This window comes from Streptomonospora mangrovi (assembly GCF_027604915.1).
In the GTDB taxonomy this organism is placed as follows: Bacteria; Actinomycetota; Actinomycetes; order Streptosporangiales; family Streptosporangiaceae; genus Streptomonospora; species Streptomonospora mangrovi.
On record NZ_JAJAQC010000030.1, the window covers coordinates 70,547 to 88,696 of the forward strand.

Below are 18,150 nucleotides of genomic sequence, written 5' to 3' on the forward strand. Positions count from 1 at the left end.
CTCATCGAAACCCATACCAGGCACCGCCCCCACGCCGTGGGGACCGGTGCGTGCCGTGCTCGCCCGGCCGCCGCCGCGCGCTAGTCCTCGTGCCGCGCCTTCTCCCGGTCGGCCCGCAGCATGGCGATCTCCTGCTCGAAGTCCGCCAACGACTCGAACCCGCGGTAGACCGAGGCGAAGTGCAGGTAGGCGACCTCGTCCAGTTCGCGCAGCGGACCCAGGATGGCCAGGCCGATCTCGTGGGCCGGGACCTCCGCGACGCCGCGTGAGCGGATCTCCTCCTCGACCCGCTGGCCGAGCTTGGCGAGAGCGTCCTCGGTGACGGGGCGCCCCTGGCAGGCGCGCCGCACCCCGGCGACGATCTTGCTCCGCGAGAAGGGCTCGGTGACCCCCGAGCGCTTGGCGACCATCAGCAGCACGGTCTCCTGCGTGGTGAAGCGCCGTTCGCAGCTCGGGCACGAGCGGCGGCGGCGGATGGCCGCGCCGTCGTCGGTGGAGCGGCTGTCGATCACCCGGGTGTCGGGATGGCGGCAGAACGGACAGTGCACGCCGGTACGCCTCCCCCATGATCGTCGTCGTCTCCCGCGGCGCCCCGCGCCGACCGGGCCGGCCCGCCGCGCACACGCGCGGCGGCACCGGGAGTCCCGGCGGCGAGGGCGCTCGGCCCGCTTGGCGCGGACACCGCGACGCCCGCCGCACGGGCGCGCCCCCGAAGGAACGGGTACCTACTAAAGCACAATTTCTAGGCCGCGTGTTCCATGGCGAGCACTAGATGTTGTGGTCAACCTACGACCGCCACACCAGCCACGCAAGTCCCCTTGGCACCGGCGCGGGGTCTTCCCGCTGGTCATCCCGGGGAAAACCACGAGGGGTGGCCGGGCGTGTCCGCAACGTCCTCACCTGGGCGGAAGCGGCGGTGTGCCGACAACCACACCGACAACCACACCGCCGGCCGCACCACCGAGCACACCCCCGGTCGCGTCACCGGCCGCGCCGCGCGACGGCCTGGCCGGGGCACCCCGCACGGGGGCCGGGGGCGGCGCGGACGCGCCGAAGGAGCGCGGCGGCCGGAGGGAGGCTCCGGGCGCCTTCGCGACTCCCGCCGGGAGTCGCGGGCGGGGGCCACCTTACCCCCTCGGGGAACACCCCCGTCTCGCACACGCCGGTCCCGTGTCAGGCCGCCGCGCGCGCACGGACGCCCAGGTCAGGTGTTGCGCACCGCATTCCCCGACCGGGTGGCCGACTCCGGCCGCGCGGGAGGGAGGAGGACCCTCCGGGGCGGCTCGCCGGCACGCCGAGGGACCGGCCCACACGCATCGCCGGGACCCCTGAGGGACCCGTACACGCGCCCGGAGGGCACCGGCGGGACAAGCCCCGCCCGGGGCCGCCCCGGGGCTGCGTCGGGGCGGCCGAGGGGCGGCGTGGGGCTCAGGTGGTCTCGCGCGGGCGCCAGGCGCGGCCCCGGCCGGCCTTCTTGGGCTTGCGCGGGAGGCGGGGCGAGCCGCCGTCGTGGTCGGCGTCGCCGTCGGCGCCCGTGGGGTCGACGGCGCCCTGGGGGTCGCGGTCGGCGGCGTCGCCGGTCGGCGGGGCCTCCTCGCGCTCGGCGTCGGCCTGCGCCTCCCGCATCCGCCGCACCCGGGCCGCGCGCGGGGTCAGATCGCGCCGGCGCGGCGCGGCCCCCGAATCCGCTCCCGAGGTCGCCGGGGCGTCGGCGCCCTCGTCCGGGGCCGCCTCGTCGGCGGCGGGCGGCTGCTGGGCCGTGTCCACCGCCCCGCGCGTCCGGTCGGCGCGGTCGCCGAGCCGGGCGAACCGGCCGCGCCGGCGCGGCGGCACGGCCGTCCCGGCGGGCGCGGGCGGCTTCTCGGCTTCGGCGTCCGCAGGTGCGGGCGCGGGCGCGGTGTCGGCGGTGACCTCGGCGGTGGTGTCACCGGCCGCGTCGGCACCGGGGCGGCGCGGCCGTCCCCTCCGCTTCCGATCCGTCCGCGCCGGGTCCTCGGCCGCCTCGGGTGGGGCCGCCGCGCCGGCGGACGTGTCGGCGGGCGCCGCCTCGGGATCGGCGGCGGACCGGGCGGCGCTGCCGCCGCGCCGCAGCGGCGAGACCGGGCCGACAGGGGCGTACCGCCCCACGCCCGGCACCGCGCTGGGCAGGTCGATCGGCGGGGCGGGCACGGCGGGCGCCGCCGGCACGGCCGCGTCGGGCGGCTCAGGCGACTGGGCAGGCGCGGACGCCTCCGCCGGCGCGGCCGGTGTGGACCGCTCTGCCGACGCGGCCGGGGCGGATGCCTCTGCCGGTGCGGACGCCGCCGCCGGCCCGGGCGGCGCGGGCCGCTCGCCCGGCACTGGCGGGGCGGCGGAGCCGGTCGGCTGGGGGGCGCCCGCGCCGTCGGCGCGCTGGGAGCGGGAGTCGCGGGTCGGCTCCTCGACGGCCGTGCCCGGTGCCGAGGGCGTGGCCCCGGCGCCTGCCTCGTTGTCCTCGGCACCTCCCGCGTCGGGGAGCAGGGCGGCGGAGAATCCGTCGGCGTCGGTCAGCCGCTCGCTGCGGTCGCCGGGCGACTCGGCCGCCAGGCGGCGGAACCGCGCCCGGCCGCGGCGGCCCGCCTTGCGGGGCATCGGCCGCACCGACTCCTCCGCCCCGGCGCCGGCAGCGGCGGAGGCGGTGGCCGGCTCGGCCTCCTGTTCCCTCTGCTCCGTGTCGGCGCGGTCGGCCGCCGGCGCGGCCGACTCCGCCGTCGCCCACTCCGGCAGCGCGTCCCAGTCGACCTCGCCGACCGGCGCGGCCGCCGCGTCCGTCCAGGCGCTCCCGGCGTCCCCGGCGCCCGCGTGGGCGCGTACCGCCGCCGCCACGTCCGCCTGGGTCGAGCCCGGCCACGACGCGTGGAACAGCGGGTTCAGCGGCGGGCTGGTCTCGGTGATGAGCCCGTCGGCGGCCACCGTGCAACTGCCGCCCAGCGGCCAGCGGCCCAGGGTGACCGCCGTGATCCCGCGCCGCTGGCCGTGCAGCAGCAGCCCCGACAGGGCCATCTCGTGGCGCGCGTCGGGCTCGGTGATCAGCACCAGCGGGTCGCCCTCGGCGGAGGTCAGCGGGTCGGCCGCGCGCTCGTGCAGCTCCCGCTGGAGCTCGGCCAGGGCGTCCTCCATTGTCGGCACGATCCGCACCGGCTCGCACGGGTCCGCCCGCAGCGCGTCGCGGGCCTCGCGGCCCAGGAACCGCTCGGCCAGCTCGTCGGTCAGCAGGATCCGGGCGGGCCGCTGCTCGGGGTCGCCCAGGGCGTTGACGACGAGCCGGCGGGCCGCCGGGTACGACCCGGCGCCGGTGAGCCCGATGCCGGGCACGTGGTCCAGCTCCACGGTGACCCGCTCGTCGATGTCGTCGGCGACCTCGGGCCGGGGCGGGGCCGGCGGCAGGGCGCGCGGCGGCGCCGGCTTGCGGTTCCTGGCCAGGCGCGGCAGCGACAGCCGCAGTCCCGGCACGCCCTTGCCGCGGCCCATGGCGTAGCCGCCGACGATGCCGGCGACCGCGATGGCGCCGGCGACGGCGGGGTTGGCGACGTCCACGGAGAACTCCGGCACCGCGCGGTCGGCCGAGGTCGGCAGGATGGGCGGTGCGACGACCGGCGCGCCCTCCTCGGCGCCCTCCCCCGCCGGTTCCCCGGCGGCGGAGTCGGCGGTCCCGGCGGCGTTGTCACCGGTGCCCTCACCCGCGCCGCCGCCCGCGCTGTCGCCCGCGGCGGCCGTGTCGCCCGCGCCGCCGCCCGTCTCCGCGCCGCCGCCCGTGCCACCGCCGGCATCGGCGTTGGCGTTGGCCGGGGCGTCCTGCTGGGGCGCGTCCTCGGCCGCGTCGGGGGTGGGCTGGGCCTGGGGGGTGGTCGGCGCCGCGTTGGGCTGCTCGCCGCTGACCACCGTGTAGTCGACCTCGATGCGCCGCTGCGCCGCGAGGTCGCCGTCGCGGGGGTCGCTGGAGCCCAGCCCCTCGGTCTCGATGCGCGGCGCGTCCTCGCCCAGCTTCTCGCGCAGGAAGTCGGCCGCCGCGCGCGCCCGCTGCTCCGACAACTGCTGGTTGAACTCCTCGGGTCCGGTCTGGTCGGCGTGGCCGGTGACGTGGACCGTGTGGTCGGACCCGCCGAAGTCGCGGATCATGTCGGCCACCTTGGTGAGGTCCTCGCGCATGGGGTCGGTCAGCCGGTCGGAGTTGAGCGCGAACCCGGCGACCGTGCGCGAGCGCTCGACGGTGGAGCCGGGTTCGGCCGGCCCGCTGTCGAGGTCGGCGGGCGGCGCGGTCTCGTCGGCGGCGGGGGCGGGGCGCGGGGACTCCCGGGGCTCCGCCGAGGGGTCCAGGTTCAGTTCCCCGGGCTGGACCTGCTCCACCTGCACCGTGTCGGCCAGCGCGGAGGCGGGCGAGGCCACGGTGGCGCCCAGCGCGGTGGCGGCGACCACCTGGAGCGGGCCCAGCGGCCGGAACGGCAGCCGCCCGCCGCGCCCGCGCGCGACCAGCTCGGCGGCGATCCCGGCGGCGTAGAGGCCCCACACGGCCCACAGGGCGACGATGAGCGCCGCCATGGCGACCCCCGGCGGCGCGGAGAGGCTGCGCACGTGCACCAGCGCCGTGGTCCACGACAGGTCCAGCGCCGGCCAGGGCAGGTGCCACACCAGCACGTAGGGCAGCCCCGCGAGGATCGCCAGGGCCAGCGCCAGCGCGCTCAGCCTGCGGATGAAGCTCATATCGCCTCCACGGATCTCGATCGCTATGGAGCGGGTGCTGCGGGTGAGGTGTAGGGACGGGCGGTGGCGGTCGCCTCGACCGTCGTGGAGCCGATGGGCAGCAGCGCGAAGCCGTAGTCGACGCTACAGGTGACGGTCACGGTGTCGCCGTCCACGGTCACGGTTCCGGTGGCGCCGGCGTCGGCCAGGAACGCCTGCGCGGCCCGGCTCGCCTCGACGGGGTCCAGGCCGACCTCCTCGGCGCCGGAGCGGTAGGCCGCCCAGTCGATCTGCTGGACCCCCACGCGCGCGGCCTCCTGCGCCATGAGGTGGGCGCTGCTGCGGGCGCGCAGCAGGCCGCCGCCGTCGAAGACCAGGCCCAGGCACAGCAGGAACGCCACCGCCAGCACCACCACGAACGCGGTGGCCTGGCCGGAGTCGCCGCGCCGGCGCCCGCCGGGACCGTGGGCGGGCGCGGGCGGCGGCGCGCTCACGGCCGCCCCCGGAAGGTGTCGACCACGACGGTGGACTCCCCTTGGATCGTGTGGGTGCCCGGGACCGCCAGCCCGACGAGGTCGCCGAGCCCGACGTGGCACTCCAGGACGGCGTGCACCGCGCCACCGGGCAGCAGCCCGCCGTGGTCCAGGCTCAGCGTGTAGTCGGCGCACACCAGGCCGTGGGTGCTCAGCGACGCCTCGGCGGTGGCCGCGGCCGCCGCGTCGGCCTGGGCGGGGGTGCGCTCCAGGGCCGCCGCGCGCGCGGCGGCGTGGGCGACCTCGTCGGCGGTGGCCTCGGCGCCCGTGACCCGGCCGGCCAGCAGCATCAGCATCGCGAACAGCAGGAACATCGGGGTGAGCACGGTCAGCTCGGTGGCCATGGAGCCCCGGTCGGCGGGGCGGCGCGGGGCGCGCCCGCCGGCGCGGCCGGCGCGCCGCGCGGCGGGGGCGGTCGCGGGGGTCACGGCGCGTCCCCTCCCGCCTCGCCCGGCTCCACGAAGCGCTCGACCGGCGCGGTCAACTCGTGGCGCACCGGCCAGGTCAGGCCGGGGATCAGGCTGGGCACCTCGGCCTCGACGACCACGCGCACACTCACCTCGCCGCGTTCGACCAGGATGGTGGGGTCGCCCAGCACGGTGCCGCCGATCTCGTCGGCGAACGCCTCGGCCTGGGCCTGGGCGTCGGGCGCCTCGGCGGCGCGCGCCGTCTCCACGGTCTGGCGGGCGACGGTGGCCGCCGTGTGGTCGCCGTGCATCCACACGGCCACCTGGATGACGAGCAGCACCAGCAGCAGGAGCAGCGGGGTGGCCACGGCCACCTCGGCGCTGCCCCGGTCCTCGCCGGGGCGCGGCGGCCCGGCCCAGGGCGGGCGCGGGCGCGCGGCGCGGGGTGCGGGGCGGGGTGCGGGGCGCGCGATCATTCGAGCGTGAGGCTCTGGGCGCGCTCCAGGACGGTCGCGGAGATGAACCCGACCGCCGTGATGGCCATCGCCACCAGCAGCGCGATGACCACGACCGTCTCGGTGGAGTAGCCCCCGTCGCCGCGGGCGCGCCGGCTGCGGTCGCTGAGCAGGTGGATCAGGAGTTTCATCGCGGGCTCCAGGTGGTCTCATCAGGGCGGGCGGGCTGCGGACGGGCAGCTCACAGACTGGTCAGGATGTGGGTCATGGCCGGGTAGCCGAGCATGCCGAGGAACCCGGCGAACAGCAGCACCACGGGCAGGCTCATGCGCTCGGTGGCCGACTGCGCCTCGGCGTCCAGCTCGGACAGGAACTGGGTGCGCAGCGTCTTGGCCTTGGCGGCGAGCGAGCCCCGCACGCGTGCGCCGTCGGCGCCGGCCAGTTGCAGGCTGGCGGCCAACTCGTTGAACTCGGGGGTGTCGAACTGCTCGCCCAGTTCGCGCAGCGCCGTCCAGGCCGGCAGCCGGCGCAGCGCCGCCGCGCGCAGGGCGTCGCGGATGCGGCCGATGGCCCAGCCGCCGCCCACCGCCGTGGCGTCCGACAGCGCGCCGTTGACGCCGGCGCCGCCGGCCAGCGACACCACCACCAGGTCGGCGAACCCGGCGAGGGCGTGGCGCATCTGCTCGCGGCGCTTGCTGGCCTCGTCGCGCAGCGCCATGTCGGGCGCGAACCACAGCACGCCGGCCAGCACCGCCCAGGCGGCCGCGCCCCACAGCGAGGCGAGGTCCACGCCGACCAGCGCCAGGGGCGCGGCCAGCAGCGGCGGCGCGCACAGCCCCAGGACCAGGCCGGTGGCCTTCTCGGCGAGGTAGCCGGGGACGTCGCGCTCGCACACCATGAGGTTGCGGCGGGCGCGCGCGCCGGGCAGCCCCAGGGCCGCCATCAGCGGCGCGCCGACCACGCCCAGGCGCGAGAGGGGGCCGGCCGCGTCGGTGCGGACGGGGCGGTGGATGGGCACGGGGGTCTCGGCGAGCCGTTCGCGCAGGCTCGGCCGGGAGTAGCGGGTGGCCAGCAGCAGCCACAGCCCCGCGCCGACGGCCAGGCCGGCCAGCGCGCTCAGCAGCAGGGTGAATCCGCTCATGCGGGGGCCTCCGCCTTCTCGACCGGTTTCTCGGCGGCCGGCGCCAGGACGCGCGGGCCCTGCTTGGGCCGCGCCATCCGCACCATCCACACCAGGGCCGTGCCCCAGATCGCGCCGATGCCGGCCAGCACCACCTGGCCGACCAGGGAGTCGAACGGCGCCAGGTAGTCGGGGCTGAACAGCAGCAGCAGCGCGGCCATGCCCAGGGTCACCCCGATGATGATGCGGGTGGAGGTGCGCACCCGCGCCCGGCTGGCCGCGATGCGCACCAGCATCGCCGCCTGGTCGCGCGCGGCCTCGGCCAGGCTGCCCAGCAGCACGCCCAGGTCGGTGGCGTGGCGGGAGGCGGCGGTGCTCAGCGCCGCCGACACCAGGTCGGCGGTGGGGTTGTCGACCTCGTCGGCGAAGTCGCGCAGCGCGGCCTGGGGCGAGCGGCCGCGCCGCAGGTCGTCGGCGAGGCGGGAGACCTCCTCGCGCACCGGCTCGGGCGCGATGGGCACGGTGGCGCTGATCGCCTGGTGCAGGCCCGAGGCGCCGGCCATGAGGTCGCGCAGCATCTCCGCCCAGGCCGCCACCGCCTCCACGCCGGCGACGTGGCGCTCGTAGTGGCGGTCGGGGCCGAGCACGGCGGGCAGCCACCAGCAGGCCAGCGCGGCCATGACCCCGGCCACCGGCCACTGGGTCACCGCCCACACCAGGGCGCCGCCGGCCACGGCGCCGGCCAGCCGCAGGGGGCGGTGCCCGCCCAGCAGCACGTCGCGCAGCGGGACCCGCTTGGTGCCGCGGGGGGCGGGCGGGGTGGCGGCCAGGGCGGCGAGCGCCACCCACAGGCCGGCGCCGGCGACCGCGCCGCACACCGCGACCAGGACGAACCCGGTGACGCCGGGGGTCACGCCGACCACCCCCCCATGCCCATCGTCGCGCTGAGCTGGGCGACGTCGAACCCGGCCTCGGCGAGCGCGTCGACCGTGGCGGGGCTGGGCGGGGCCGCCGGCAGCATCTCGCCGGCGCGGTCGCGGCGGTAGATCTCGTTGGAGACCACGTTCTGGCCCTCGGCGCCGACCACCTCGCGGATGCTGGTGACCACGCGGTTGCCGGTGGGCAGCGCCGAGACGTGCACCACCAGGTGCACGGCGGCGGCGACCAGCGCGGCGGTGGCCTCCAGCGGCAGCCGCTCGGCCGACTGCGCGGCGTAGGCGCCGAGCTTGGTGAAGGCGCCGGCGGAGTTGGCGGCGTGCAGGGTGGTGAGGCTGCCGTCGTTGCCCTGGCTCATGGCGTTGAGCAGCGGCACGGTCTCGTGGCCGCGGGTCTCGCCCACGATCACCCGGTCCGGCGACATCCGCAGCGCGGCGCGCACCAGGTCGGCGATGGTGATCTCGCCGGCGCCCTCGACGTTGGCGGGGCGCGCCTGGAGGGCGACGCAGTCGGGGTGGGCCTCCACGTCGCGGTCCAGCCCCAGCTCGAAGACGTCCTCGATGGTGACGATGCGCTCGGTGGGCGGGATCTCGGCGGCCAGGGCGCGCACCAGCGTGGTCTTGCCCGCGCCGGTGCCGCCGGTGACGACCATGTTGCGGCGCGACAGCACGGCGGCGCGCAGCAGCCGCTCGGAGAGGCCGTCGAGGGTGCCCAGCTCGCGCAGCTGCGCCAGGGTGGTGCTGCTGTAGCGGTGGCGGCGGATGGACACGGCCGGCACCCGGGCGACGTCCATGATGGCGTTCATGCGCTCGCCGCCGGGCAGCGGCATGTCCAGGATCGGCGCGCCGGGGTCGAACCGGCGCTCGCCGGTGGCCGACTCCGCGGCGATGCGGCGCACCAGCGCCACGAGCTGCTCGGAGGTCTCGAAGAGCTGGGGGCGGCGCTCGCGGCTGCCGTCGGAGTAGCGCACCCACACCTGGGTGCCGTTGCAGTTGATGTTCTCGATGTCGGGGTCGTCCAGCAGCGGTTGCAGCGGCCCCATGCCGCACACCTGCGCCAGCGCGCGGGAGGCGATGACCTCCTCGGTGCGGGCGTCGAGCACGGCGCGCCCCTGGGCCAGGGCGCTGCGCGCGGCCTCGTCGAGGATCTGGGCGATCACCCGCTCGGCCTGCCGGCGGTACTCGTCGGCGTCGGTGTCCTCGGCGCCGCGCAGCAGTTCGCTGAGCCGGCGCCCGGCCTCGGTGGCGACCCAGCGGGTCCAGGCGACCTCGTGCTCGGCGCGCTGGGGGTCGAGGAAGCGGTCGACGCGGCCGCCGACGGTGATGTCGGTCTCGCTCACAGTGCCCTCCCTTGCCTCACGGTTGGCCGCCCGGTGCCGCGCCGGCGGCGCCCGGCCCGCCGGCGGCGGGCGGCTGCTCGGCCGCCGCCGGGTAGCGCTGGGCGATGGGCTGGGGGCGGGCCGGCGGCGGGCCGGCGGGGGCGCCGAGCAGGGTGGTGATCAGCGCCAGCGCCGCCTTGAAGAGGGGGCGGCGCTGGGGGCGGCGCAGGTTGGCCTCGCCGCGCAGGAACGCGGCGCTGCGGGTGTCGAGGGGGATGCGGCCGCTCCACACGGGCAGCTCCACGACCGAGGCGATCTCGGAGGTGGGGCCCGACCCGCCGACGACCACCACGCGCAGCGCGCCGATGGAGTCGGCCAGCGCCGCCGCGGACTGCTTGACCCGGCGCAGCTGCGCGAGGTCGTCGCTGACCAGCAGCAGCGCGTCGTCGGCGTTGGCGGCCAGGTGGGCGGTGGGGGTGCGGGGGGCCAGCCGGCCCAGGTCCACGACCGTGGCGGGGCCGCCTTGGGCGGCGCCGCCGGCGGCGAGCTTGGGGCTGTTGGTGGCCAGCAACTGCACCGCGCCCTGGGCGGGGTCGGCGGAGGCGGGGCCGGCGCACACCGGCAGCCCGCCGGGCAGGGTCTGGCAGAACGTCAGGGGGTCGGCGGGCGGGTCGGCGGCGGTGCGGCGGCGGGTGGCCGCGGCGAGGTCGGTGACCCCGGGCGAGGCGGGCAGCCGGTACCAGGCCCCGATGTCGCCGCCGGAGGCGTCGGCCTCGACCAGGGCGGCGCCCGCCTGCTCGGGCCACACCGCGGCCATGGCCATGGCGGTGATGGTCACCCCGGGCGCGCCGCCCAGCGAGAACAGTGCGGTGGTGCGGCCCATCAGCTGCCTCCCGAGGGGGACACCTGGACCACGGTCGCCTGCTCGTTGGCGGCGGCGGCCGCGACCTGGCCGGCGACCTGGGCGTCGACCAGCAGTTCGACGTTGGCCGAGCCGTCGGCGGTGGACAGCTCGAAGGACTGCACGCGGGCGGGGTAGGCGGTGACCCCGGAGTCGCCGGAGGCGGCGGCCCCGCCGCCCTGCGCGGCGCCGGGCTGGGCGCCGCCGCCCGCCGGGGCTCCCTGGGCGGCCTCGACCAGGACGATGGAGACCGCGGCGCCGCGCTGGAGCGAGGCGGGGAAGCGGCCGGGCGCCAGGACCGCGCCCACGACCGCCTGGCCGGCGGCCGGGTACCGGGCGTCGGCGCCGAGGGCGGTCTCCGGCAGCACGCCGCCCTCGGGCACCGGGACGGCCAAAGTGCTGCCGACCGCCTCCTCCAGCTGGTCCTCGGTCAGCGCCGACACGCCGTCGGCGACGGAGATGCGGGCGACCTCCAGGTCGGCCGCCGTGAGCACCTGGCCGGCGGCGAGGTCGGAGCCGGCGACCAGCACGCCCTGGCGGTCGTCGAGCTGCTCGACGGCGACCACGCCGGCCAGGGCGCCGGCGGTCATGATGGCGACGCCGAGGCCCAGCCAGCGCCATCGGCGCGGGCCGGTGCCCAGCAGGCGCACGGTCGGCGGGGCCGCGGCGGGGCGCGCCTCGGCGGCACTCCCGCGGGTGCCGGTCATCGTGGTCACCAGGTCCTCCTTGTCATGGGCGCGGCCGCGCCGCGCGGGCCGGGCGGGGAGTGGGCCCGCCCGGTGCTGCTTACTGGCCGTCCCCCGTCACCAGGCCCTGCGACTCCCGCACCGTGAGGTCGACCGTGGAGGTCGTGGTGACGGGGTCGAGCGCGCCGGTGTCCCCGCCCGACAGCTCCCAGGTGATGTCCCAGCTGATGCGCGCCCGGACGGTGAAGACGTCGTCGGGCTCGGCGAGGGAGGAGCGGGTGTAGACGTGCCCGCAGTCGGGCGACTCCGCGTCGGGGGCGTGCGCCGCGGGGTCGTAGGGGGTACCCGGGCCCTCGCAGACCACCTCGGTGCCGTCGCCCATCTCCCAGCGGGTGGCGCGGGGCACGGCGGTGAGGTTCAGCGACATGCCGGGGACCTCGGCCTCGGCCGTGGCGGGCTGCCACTCGGCCTCGTCGATCCACAGCCACACCGGGGTGGTGACCAGGATCAGGGAGTCGGGGGCGGGCGAGGAGGAGATCTCGGGCTCGGGGAGGTCGAAGGAGTCCATGGACTCCACGATCAGGGCGACCGGGTCGGCGCCGGCGGTGGCGGGGGTGGCCGCCGCGGCGCCGCCGCTGTAGTCGATCGACTCCCAGTCGATGGCGTCCCAGTCGACGGCGCTCCAGTCCACCGCGCTCCAGTCGACGGCGTTCCAGTCGACGTTGGCGTAGGGGTCGTTGGGGTCGGGCGCCGGGGTGGCGGGGGTGCTCGCCGGCGTGCCGGGGGTCCCGGCGGAGCCCGCGATGTTCTGGATGGACCGCACCAGGATGTCGCAGCCGCCCCCGCCGTTGTCGCCGCACTCGATCGAGCTGAGGAAGGAGCCCGTGGTGGCGGTGGAGGCGGGGTCGGCCAGCGCGTGCCCTGGCGCGGCGAGGACGAGGATCGCTGCCGCGGTGGCGGCCCTACCGGTGCGTCTCAGCATGTTCCGGGCTCCCAGATCCGTAGTTCGCTGACCCGCCAGGCGAGTCCGTCGTGGACGAGCGCGGCCTCGACCCGGCGGGGGCCGGCGCCGCTCTGACTGGGGCCGGCGCCCAGGTTCCAGGCGGAGTCGTCGAGGCAGTCGGTGACCTTCGCGTGGTCGCCGTCCTCGACGGTGACCTCGGGGGCGAGGACGGGTTCGCCGGTGACCTCGGACTCGGCGGCGCTGCGCAGGGCCTCGTTCAGCAGCGAGTAGGCGGCGCCGGTGGCGTAGCGGTCGAGGTCGCCGGTGCTGCCGCCGCCCTCGTGGGAGGCGGCGACGGTGGCGTCCCACATGGCGGTGTAGGCGTCGAGGGCGGCCTGCTCGGCGCCGCCGGTGGGAGTGGCACCGGGCAGGACGACCTCGGCTGAGGGACTGGCGTCGGCGGATCCGCCTTCGCCGGCGGAGCAGCCGGCCAGCGCCGCCAGGGCCAGCACGGCTCCGGCCGCCGCCACGCGGGCGCGCCCGCGGTCAGCGAACCGGTGCGGGCGCGGGGCGCCGCTCCTTGGCTGCATTGGCTTCCATCCCAGCGGTTCCGTTTGGGCGGCCGCCGCCCGGGGCCGACGGCCGGGTCCGGGGGTCGTGGGGGATGCTCGGGACACGGCACCCGGCGGGTGGGCGTACGCGGACGCCGACCGGTCAGGCCACCGATCGTTTCCACGGCTCGGGCCGGACGAGGGGGTGTTGCTTCGCCTGTGTTCTCTCTTGGCTTTGCGTAACTTTATATAAGGGATGCGTGGCAAACAACCCTGAGGCAACTGAACAACACACCAAAGCCACAGAAACCACACGGAGTAAATCCGGCGTGGCCGAAACCCCAACAATCCCCCGGAGCGGCGGCGCGCACCGGTACCCCGCCTGACCTGCCCGCCGACCGCCGCGCGGCCGCACGCGGCGGTTGCCGCACCGCACGGCGCCGCGCACCGGCCGGTGCGCGGCGGCCCAACGCACAGCGGCCCCCGCCGGGCCGGGCGGTGCCCGAAACCCGGACGGGGGCCGGTGCCCGCGCCGCGCGGGCGGGGGTTCTGGCCGCGCTCGCGGTTGCTACGGCTCGATCGTCACCTTGATCGCGGTGCCCGAGGCCACGGTCTCGATGGCCTTGGGGACGTCGGCCAGCGGCAGCCGCTCGGTGATCAGGTCGGCCACCGGCACCGCGCCCGAGGCCACCAGCTCCAGCGCCCGCCGGTTGTGCGCCGGGCTCGACCCGTTGGCGCCCACGATCGTCACCTCGCGGTAGTGCACCACGTTGGAGTCCAGCGAGATGATCGAGTTGTCCTTAGGGAGCCCGCCGAAGAAGCTGATGCGGCCGCGGCGCGACACCATCTTCAGGGCGTCCTCCTGGGCCTTGCCCGAGGCGGCGGCGGTGATCACCACGTCGGCGCCCCGGCCGTCGGTCAGCCGCAGCACCTCCTCCACCGCGTCGACCTCCGAGCCGGCGATGGCGGCGTCGGGGTGGACCACGTCCGCCGACATGTCCAGCCGGCCCCGGTTCAGCTCGACCAGGAACACCCGGCTCGCGCCGCGGGCGCGCGCCATGCGCACGTGCATGCAGCCGATCGGGCCGGCGCCCACGACCACCACGGTGTCGCCCTCGCCCACGCCCGCGATCTCCTGGCCGTTGAGCACGCACGCCAGCGGCTCGGCCACCGAGGCCTCGGCGAAGGAGACGCCCTCGGGGATGCGGTTCACCCCGTCGACCGCCAGGACCTTGGCGGGGATGACCATGTACTCGGCGAACCCGCCGTCGTAGTGGTAGCCCATCGACTCCTGGTTGGGGCAGATGGTCTGCCAGCCGCGCCCGCAGTAGTCGCACTGCCCGCAGGGGATGGCGGCGATGACCTGCACCCGGTCGCCCTCGGCCCACCCGGTGACGCCCTCGCCCGCGGCCACGACCTCGCCCGCGATCTCGTGGCCGATGACGCGCGGCGGCACGATGTGGTGGTGGCCGTGCCGGTGGATCTTGACGTCGGTGCCGCAGGTGGAGCAGTTGCGGACCCTGATCTTGAGTTCACCGGGACCGGCCTGGGGCTCGGGCGCGTCTTCCAGACGGATGTCGCCGGGCGCGTAGAAGCGGGCGACCAACATGTGCTGCCTTCTCTCTGCTGGTGGTGTGGTCGGATGGCGCCCGGCCGGCGGGTCGGCGCCGGCCGGGCGCGGCGGTCAGGCCGCGGGTTCGGCGCCCATGGGGCTCAGCAGCTCCACCACGGTCTCCACGTCGCGGGCCCCGCGCAGCTCCGCCGCCTTCTCGGGGTCGGAGAGGATGCGGGCCAGCGCCGCGAGGACACCGGTGTGCTCGTCGCCGTTGGCGGCGATCCCGATCGCCAGGAACGCCTGGTTGCCGTCCCAGTCCACGCCGTCGGGGAACTGCACGACGGCCAGCGCCGTGCGCTTGACCAGCGCCCGCGCGGCGTCGGTGCCGTGCGGGATGGCCACGCCCTCGCCGATGTAGGTCGGCATGGAGCGCTCGCGCTCGTGCATGGTGGGCAGGTAGGCGGCTTCCACGGCGCCCAACTGGAGCAGCAGCTGGCCGCACTGGTCGACGGCGTCGGCCTTGTCGGCGGCGGTGCGGCCCAGCCGCACCGCCTCGGGGCCGATGCGCAGGTCAGTCGGCAAGGGTCTCTCCGGCCTTGATCGCCTGCTCGACCCGCGCGAACGCCGGGTCGCCCATGAACATCTGGAAGGGCACCACGACCGTGCCGGGCTTGTTGGCGCGGGCGCGCGAGGCCAGGCCCGAGTGGCACAGCACCAGGTCGGCGTCGGCGGGGATGCGGTCGACCGAGGAGTGCTCCACGGTGACGTTGTAGGGCTTGAGCGTCTTGGACATCTGCGAGGTCAGCAGGACGCTGCTGCCCATGCCGGCGTCGCAGGCCACGACGACCTTCTTGATGTCCGAGCCGTTGATGCTGCTCACTTACTTCGCCTCCTGAGTGTGCTGCGCCTTCTCCTTGGCCCGCTCCGAGCGGCCGAAACCGAGCAGGAAGGAGGCGACGATGAACGAGACGGCGGTGGCCGCGAACACGCCGGCGAGCACCGGCAGGTGGCCGCCGCGGGGAGAGACCGCCATCAGGGCGATGATGCTGCCGGGCGAGGGCGGGCCGACGAGCCCGGCGTCGAGGACCATGAACGTGGTCACGCCGGCGACGCCGCCCGCGATCGCGGCCAGGATCAGCTTGGGCTGGGCCAGGATGTAGGGAAAGTAGATCTCGTGGATGCCGCCGAGGAACTGGATGACGATCGCGCCGGGCGCGGTGGCGCGGCTGATCTTGGGGCCGAAGAACATGACGGCCAGCAGGATGCCCAGGCCGGGGCCGGGGTTGGTCTCGATCAGGAACTCGATCGCCTGGCCGGTCTCGTCCACCCGGGCGGTGCCCAGCGGGGTGAACACGCCGTGGTTGATGGCGTTGTTCAGGAACAGCACCTTGGCGGGCTCGACGATGATCGACACCAGCGGCAGCAGCGACAGGTCGATCAGCGCCTGCACGCCGGCGCCCAGGACCTCGGTGATCGTCTGCACGACCGGGCCGATGCCCAGCAGGCCCACGATCGCCATGGCGCCGCCGAGGATGCCGGAGCTGAAGTTGTTGTACAGCATCTCGAAGCCGGCGTGGATGCGCGGCTGGAGGACCTTGTCCACCATCTTCAGCAGGAAGGCGGCGAGCGGACCGATGATCATCGCGCCCAGGAACATCGGCACGTCGGCACCGACGACGACGCCCATGGTGGCGATGGCGCCCACGACCGCGCCGCGCTGGTCGTAGACGAGGCGGCCGCCGGTGTAGCCGATGAGCAGCGGCAGCAGGTAGCCGATCATCGGGTCCACGAGCGCGGCCAGCGTCTCGTTGGGGAACCAGCCGTCGGGGATGAACAGGGCGGTGATGAGGCCCCAGGCGATGAAGGCGCCGATGTTGGGCATCACCATGCCGGACAGGTAGCCGCCGAACTTCTGCACGGCGGCGCGGCTCGCCTCGAACCTGCCTGGCTTCTGGGAGTCAGTGGGAGTCGGTGTGGTCATGGGGGGAGATCACCTGGAGTCGTTTCGGCACGACCGCGGGCCGGAAGTCGGATGAGGCCGCGGATGTGGGGATCGGGGATGGGGACGGGCGGTGCGGCAGGGTAGGGGACGGTGTCGGGGCGGGCACCCGCCCGGGGGACGGGCGGGCGGATGTGCGGCCGGGCACCGGGGGCGCGCCCGGCCGGGGTCGGCGCGGACGCACCACCGCTGTGGGGCGTGCCCGGGGCGCGGCGCCGACCGAAGACCTCCGGATGCGGCGGCGCACGCCCGGGCGGCGGATCACACCACGACCACCCGGGGCCCGAACGCGGCGAGTTCGTCGGCCAGGCCGTCGGCCAGGCCCGAGTCGGTGATGATGCAGTCCACCTCGTCAAGCGTGGAGAAGCGGGCGAAGTGGTCGTTGCCGACCTTGGTGTGGTCGGCGAGCAGGACGACCCGCCGCGCCGAACGGATCATCGCCCGCTTGACCTGCGCCTCGGCGGGGTCGGGGGTGGTGAGTCCGTGTTCGGCCGACACGCCGTTGGTCGCCATGAAGGCGACGTCGACGTAGGTCTCCTCCAGCGCCTGGAGCGCCCAGCTCTCGACGGTGGCCTGCGTGCGCGGACGCAGCCGGCCCCCCAGCAGCATCAGGTTGGTGTTGGGCCGGGGCATCAGCGTCAACGCGATGGACACCGAGTTGGTGACGACCGTGAGATCGGGCGGGAGCTGCTCGGCGAGGCGGCCGGTGGTGGAGCCGGCGTCGAGGAGGATCGCCCCCTCGGCCGGCACCTCCTCCAGTGCGCGCTTGGCGATGCGCTCCTTCTCGGGGGTCATGACGGTGTCACGCTGGGCGAGGGTGGGCTCGAAGCCGAGCCGCTCGACCGGGATGGCACCGCCGTGGACCCGCCGGAGCACCCCGTGGCGTTCGAGGGCGGTCAGGTCGCGCCGCACCGTCTCGTAGGTGACGTCGAAGGCCGCGGCGAGACCGGCGACGTCCACCCTGCCGTCGCGCCGGGCGCGCTCAAGGATGTGGCGTTGCCGCTCTTCGGCGTACATGTGGCATCACCTGCGTTTCGATGTGGCTTTGAGTGATGTTAGTGAGATAACGCGACGCAATCAAGGGTGACCAGCGGATACGACGATTTCTCCCCGCATCGGGCGTTCGGGGACGTCGGGGACGTCGGGGACGTCGGGGACGTCGGTGACCGCTCGACCGGTGGGCACCGCACCGCGTCCACCCTCTCCATCCCCACTCTCCACCCCCTCCGCGTCCCGCGCGCGGCGATGTGTGCTCACGGTCCGCGTTCACCCACGGCCGGTCGCCGGCCGGTCGCCGCGGCCCGCACCGCACTCCCCGCCGGCGCCGACCGCGTGTGCCCAGTCTGCCCCGCGCGCTCCGGCCGCACGCGGGCGGCGGGGCGCGCGAGCGTGCGGGCGCGGGGGTGCGCAGGCGCGCGGGCGGGCGCGCACCGCATCCGCCTCCGCGACTATCCCACGCCGCGCATTTCGGCGACAGGGACCGGAACGTGCTCCATCCGGTAACACCGCATTGCGCGGGCGCGGCGGCGGATAACCGGCGTACGCCGTTATTCCGGCCGAGGCGCGCCGCACCGAAGGAACGGCGGGGAAAGGGCGGACAAGGGCGCGGGCACGGAGGCGGCGGCGCGGCGGCGGGTTCGTGATCAAGGCGCGGACCTGGCCGGGAAGGCGGGGCGGGCGCTTCGGTATCAGCGGGGGGCGACACGGGACATACGCCGCAGATAACGGCGAGTTAATTGACCCGGCGGCAGAATTCACCAGTGGCCTGCGTCACAAAATAACGCTCAGTGAGCATTTCCGCCCCGTTAACTCGGCATTTCCCCGGACGCGCCTTTCACGTTTCCGCTGCGATGTTGGTTTGGTTGCGGCCAGTCGTCTTCCCCACCGACCCGGCGCAGCGGCGATGAGCGAGGTACACGACCATGCCCCCGTTTGGTCCCGACACGCCCCAATGGGCGCGCACGACCATCAAGTACCTCCTGGGCATCGAGATCCCCTCAGCCGACCCCGCCGCGATGCGCGCCCTGGCCCAACTCCAAGACGTGGTC

At 76.0% G+C, this 18,150-nt stretch carries 18 protein-coding genes; all 18 read right to left on the reverse strand.

The window, feature by feature from the left end; genetic code table 11:
* Window positions 1-80: 80 nt before the first annotated feature.
* Window positions 81-548, reverse strand: coding sequence for a transcriptional regulator NrdR (gene nrdR, locus LG943_RS17620; protein ID WP_270073393.1), 468 nt, complete (start codon window positions 546-548; stop codon window positions 81-83).
* Between the two features lie 880 nt (window positions 549-1,428).
* Window positions 1,429-4,719, reverse strand: coding sequence for an OmpA family protein (locus LG943_RS17625; RefSeq protein WP_270073394.1), 3,291 nt, complete (start codon window positions 4,717-4,719; stop codon window positions 1,429-1,431).
* Window positions 4,720-4,742: 23 nt separating this feature from the next.
* Entirely contained in the window at window positions 4,743-5,192 is a 450-nt protein-coding gene (locus tag LG943_RS17630) for a pilus assembly protein TadG-related protein (RefSeq protein ID WP_270073395.1), read from the reverse strand.
* Window positions 5,189-5,659, reverse strand: coding sequence for a TadE/TadG family type IV pilus assembly protein (locus LG943_RS17635; protein WP_333486389.1), 471 nt, complete (start codon window positions 5,657-5,659; stop codon window positions 5,189-5,191). The genes LG943_RS17630 and LG943_RS17635 overlap by 4 nt, the downstream gene beginning before the upstream one ends.
* A complete protein-coding gene (locus LG943_RS17640) occupies window positions 5,656-6,012 on the reverse strand; it encodes a TadE/TadG family type IV pilus assembly protein (RefSeq protein WP_408648606.1) in 357 nt (118 codons plus the stop codon). Before LG943_RS17640 ends, LG943_RS17635 begins: the two co-directional genes overlap by 4 nt.
* Window positions 6,013-6,110: 98 nt before the next feature.
* Entirely contained in the window at window positions 6,111-6,284 is a 174-nt protein-coding gene (locus tag LG943_RS17645; RefSeq protein WP_270073397.1) for a hypothetical protein, read from the reverse strand.
* Between the two features lie 50 nt (window positions 6,285-6,334).
* Window positions 6,335-7,234, reverse strand: coding sequence for a type II secretion system F family protein (locus LG943_RS17650; protein WP_270073398.1), 900 nt, complete (start codon window positions 7,232-7,234; stop codon window positions 6,335-6,337).
* Window positions 7,231-8,127, reverse strand: coding sequence for a type II secretion system F family protein (locus LG943_RS17655; RefSeq protein ID WP_270073399.1), 897 nt, complete (start codon window positions 8,125-8,127; stop codon window positions 7,231-7,233). Before LG943_RS17655 ends, LG943_RS17650 begins: the two co-directional genes overlap by 4 nt.
* Window positions 8,124-9,488: a CpaF family protein gene (locus LG943_RS17660; protein WP_270073400.1), complete on the reverse strand. Its 1,365-nt coding sequence runs from the start codon at window positions 9,486-9,488 to the stop codon at window positions 8,124-8,126. Before LG943_RS17660 ends, LG943_RS17655 begins: the two co-directional genes overlap by 4 nt.
* 16 nt (window positions 9,489-9,504) lie before the next feature.
* Window positions 9,505-10,350, reverse strand: a complete 846-nt coding sequence (locus tag LG943_RS17665; protein ID WP_270073401.1) for a hypothetical protein — start codon at window positions 10,348-10,350, stop codon at window positions 9,505-9,507.
* Window positions 10,350-11,075: an SAF domain-containing protein gene (locus tag LG943_RS17670; protein ID WP_270073416.1), complete on the reverse strand. Its 726-nt coding sequence runs from the start codon at window positions 11,073-11,075 to the stop codon at window positions 10,350-10,352. Before LG943_RS17670 ends, LG943_RS17665 begins: the two co-directional genes overlap by 1 nt.
* Before the next feature lie 79 nt (window positions 11,076-11,154).
* Window positions 11,155-12,036: a hypothetical protein gene (locus LG943_RS17675; RefSeq protein WP_270073402.1), complete on the reverse strand. Its 882-nt coding sequence runs from the start codon at window positions 12,034-12,036 to the stop codon at window positions 11,155-11,157.
* Window positions 12,030-12,587, reverse strand: coding sequence for a hypothetical protein (locus tag LG943_RS17680; protein ID WP_270073403.1), 558 nt, complete (start codon window positions 12,585-12,587; stop codon window positions 12,030-12,032). The genes LG943_RS17675 and LG943_RS17680 overlap by 7 nt, the downstream gene beginning before the upstream one ends.
* A 529-nt stretch (window positions 12,588-13,116) precedes the next feature.
* Window positions 13,117-14,157: a zinc-dependent dehydrogenase gene (locus LG943_RS17685; RefSeq protein ID WP_270073404.1), complete on the reverse strand. Its 1,041-nt coding sequence runs from the start codon at window positions 14,155-14,157 to the stop codon at window positions 13,117-13,119.
* A 75-nt stretch (window positions 14,158-14,232) separates the two neighbouring features.
* The gene (locus LG943_RS17690) at window positions 14,233-14,685 is read right to left on the reverse strand and encodes a PTS sugar transporter subunit IIA (protein WP_270073405.1); all 453 of its coding nucleotides are present in this window, start codon (window positions 14,683-14,685) and stop codon (window positions 14,233-14,235) included.
* Complete coding sequence (locus LG943_RS17695; RefSeq protein WP_270073406.1) at window positions 14,675-14,983, reverse strand: PTS sugar transporter subunit IIB; 309 nt, start codon at window positions 14,981-14,983, stop codon at window positions 14,675-14,677. The genes LG943_RS17690 and LG943_RS17695 overlap by 11 nt, the downstream gene beginning before the upstream one ends.
* Window positions 14,984-16,084 (reverse strand): PTS mannitol transporter subunit IICB, encoded by a 1,101-nt coding sequence (gene mtlA, locus LG943_RS17700; protein WP_270073407.1) that lies wholly within the window; start codon window positions 16,082-16,084, stop codon window positions 14,984-14,986. It abuts the gene before it with no gap.
* Window positions 16,085-16,363: 279 nt separating this feature from the next.
* Window positions 16,364-17,119, reverse strand: a complete 756-nt coding sequence (locus tag LG943_RS17705; RefSeq protein WP_270073408.1) for a DeoR/GlpR family DNA-binding transcription regulator — start codon at window positions 17,117-17,119, stop codon at window positions 16,364-16,366.
* Between the last annotated feature and the right edge of the window lie 1,031 nt (window positions 17,120-18,150).

Excerpts from the sequence above, each read along its gene's own strand:
- LG943_RS17680 (WP_270073403.1), bottom strand. The coding sequence starts at position 12,587 with ATGCAGCCAAGGAGCGGCGCCCCGCGCCCGCACCGGTTCGCTGACCGC.
- LG943_RS17665 (WP_270073401.1), bottom strand. The coding sequence starts at position 10,350 with ATGGGCCGCACCACCGCACTGTTCTCGCTGGGCGGCGCGCCCGGGGTG.
- LG943_RS17645 (WP_270073397.1), bottom strand. The coding sequence starts at position 6,284 with ATGAAACTCCTGATCCACCTGCTCAGCGACCGCAGCCGGCGCGCCCGC.
- LG943_RS17625 (WP_270073394.1), bottom strand. The coding sequence starts at position 4,719 with ATGAGCTTCATCCGCAGGCTGAGCGCGCTGGCGCTGGCCCTGGCGATC.
- LG943_RS17675 (WP_270073402.1), bottom strand. The coding sequence starts at position 12,036 with ATGCTGAGACGCACCGGTAGGGCCGCCACCGCGGCAGCGATCCTCGTC.
- LG943_RS17650 (WP_270073398.1), bottom strand. The coding sequence starts at position 7,234 with ATGAGCGGATTCACCCTGCTGCTGAGCGCGCTGGCCGGCCTGGCCGTC.
- LG943_RS17705 (WP_270073408.1), bottom strand. The coding sequence starts at position 17,119 with ATGTACGCCGAAGAGCGGCAACGCCACATCCTTGAGCGCGCCCGGCGC.
- LG943_RS17685 (WP_270073404.1), bottom strand. The coding sequence starts at position 14,157 with ATGTTGGTCGCCCGCTTCTACGCGCCCGGCGACATCCGTCTGGAAGAC.
- LG943_RS17670 (WP_270073416.1), bottom strand. The coding sequence starts at position 11,075 with ATGACCGGCACCCGCGGGAGTGCCGCCGAGGCGCGCCCCGCCGCGGCC.
- mtlA (WP_270073407.1), bottom strand. The coding sequence starts at position 16,084 with ATGACCACACCGACTCCCACTGACTCCCAGAAGCCAGGCAGGTTCGAG.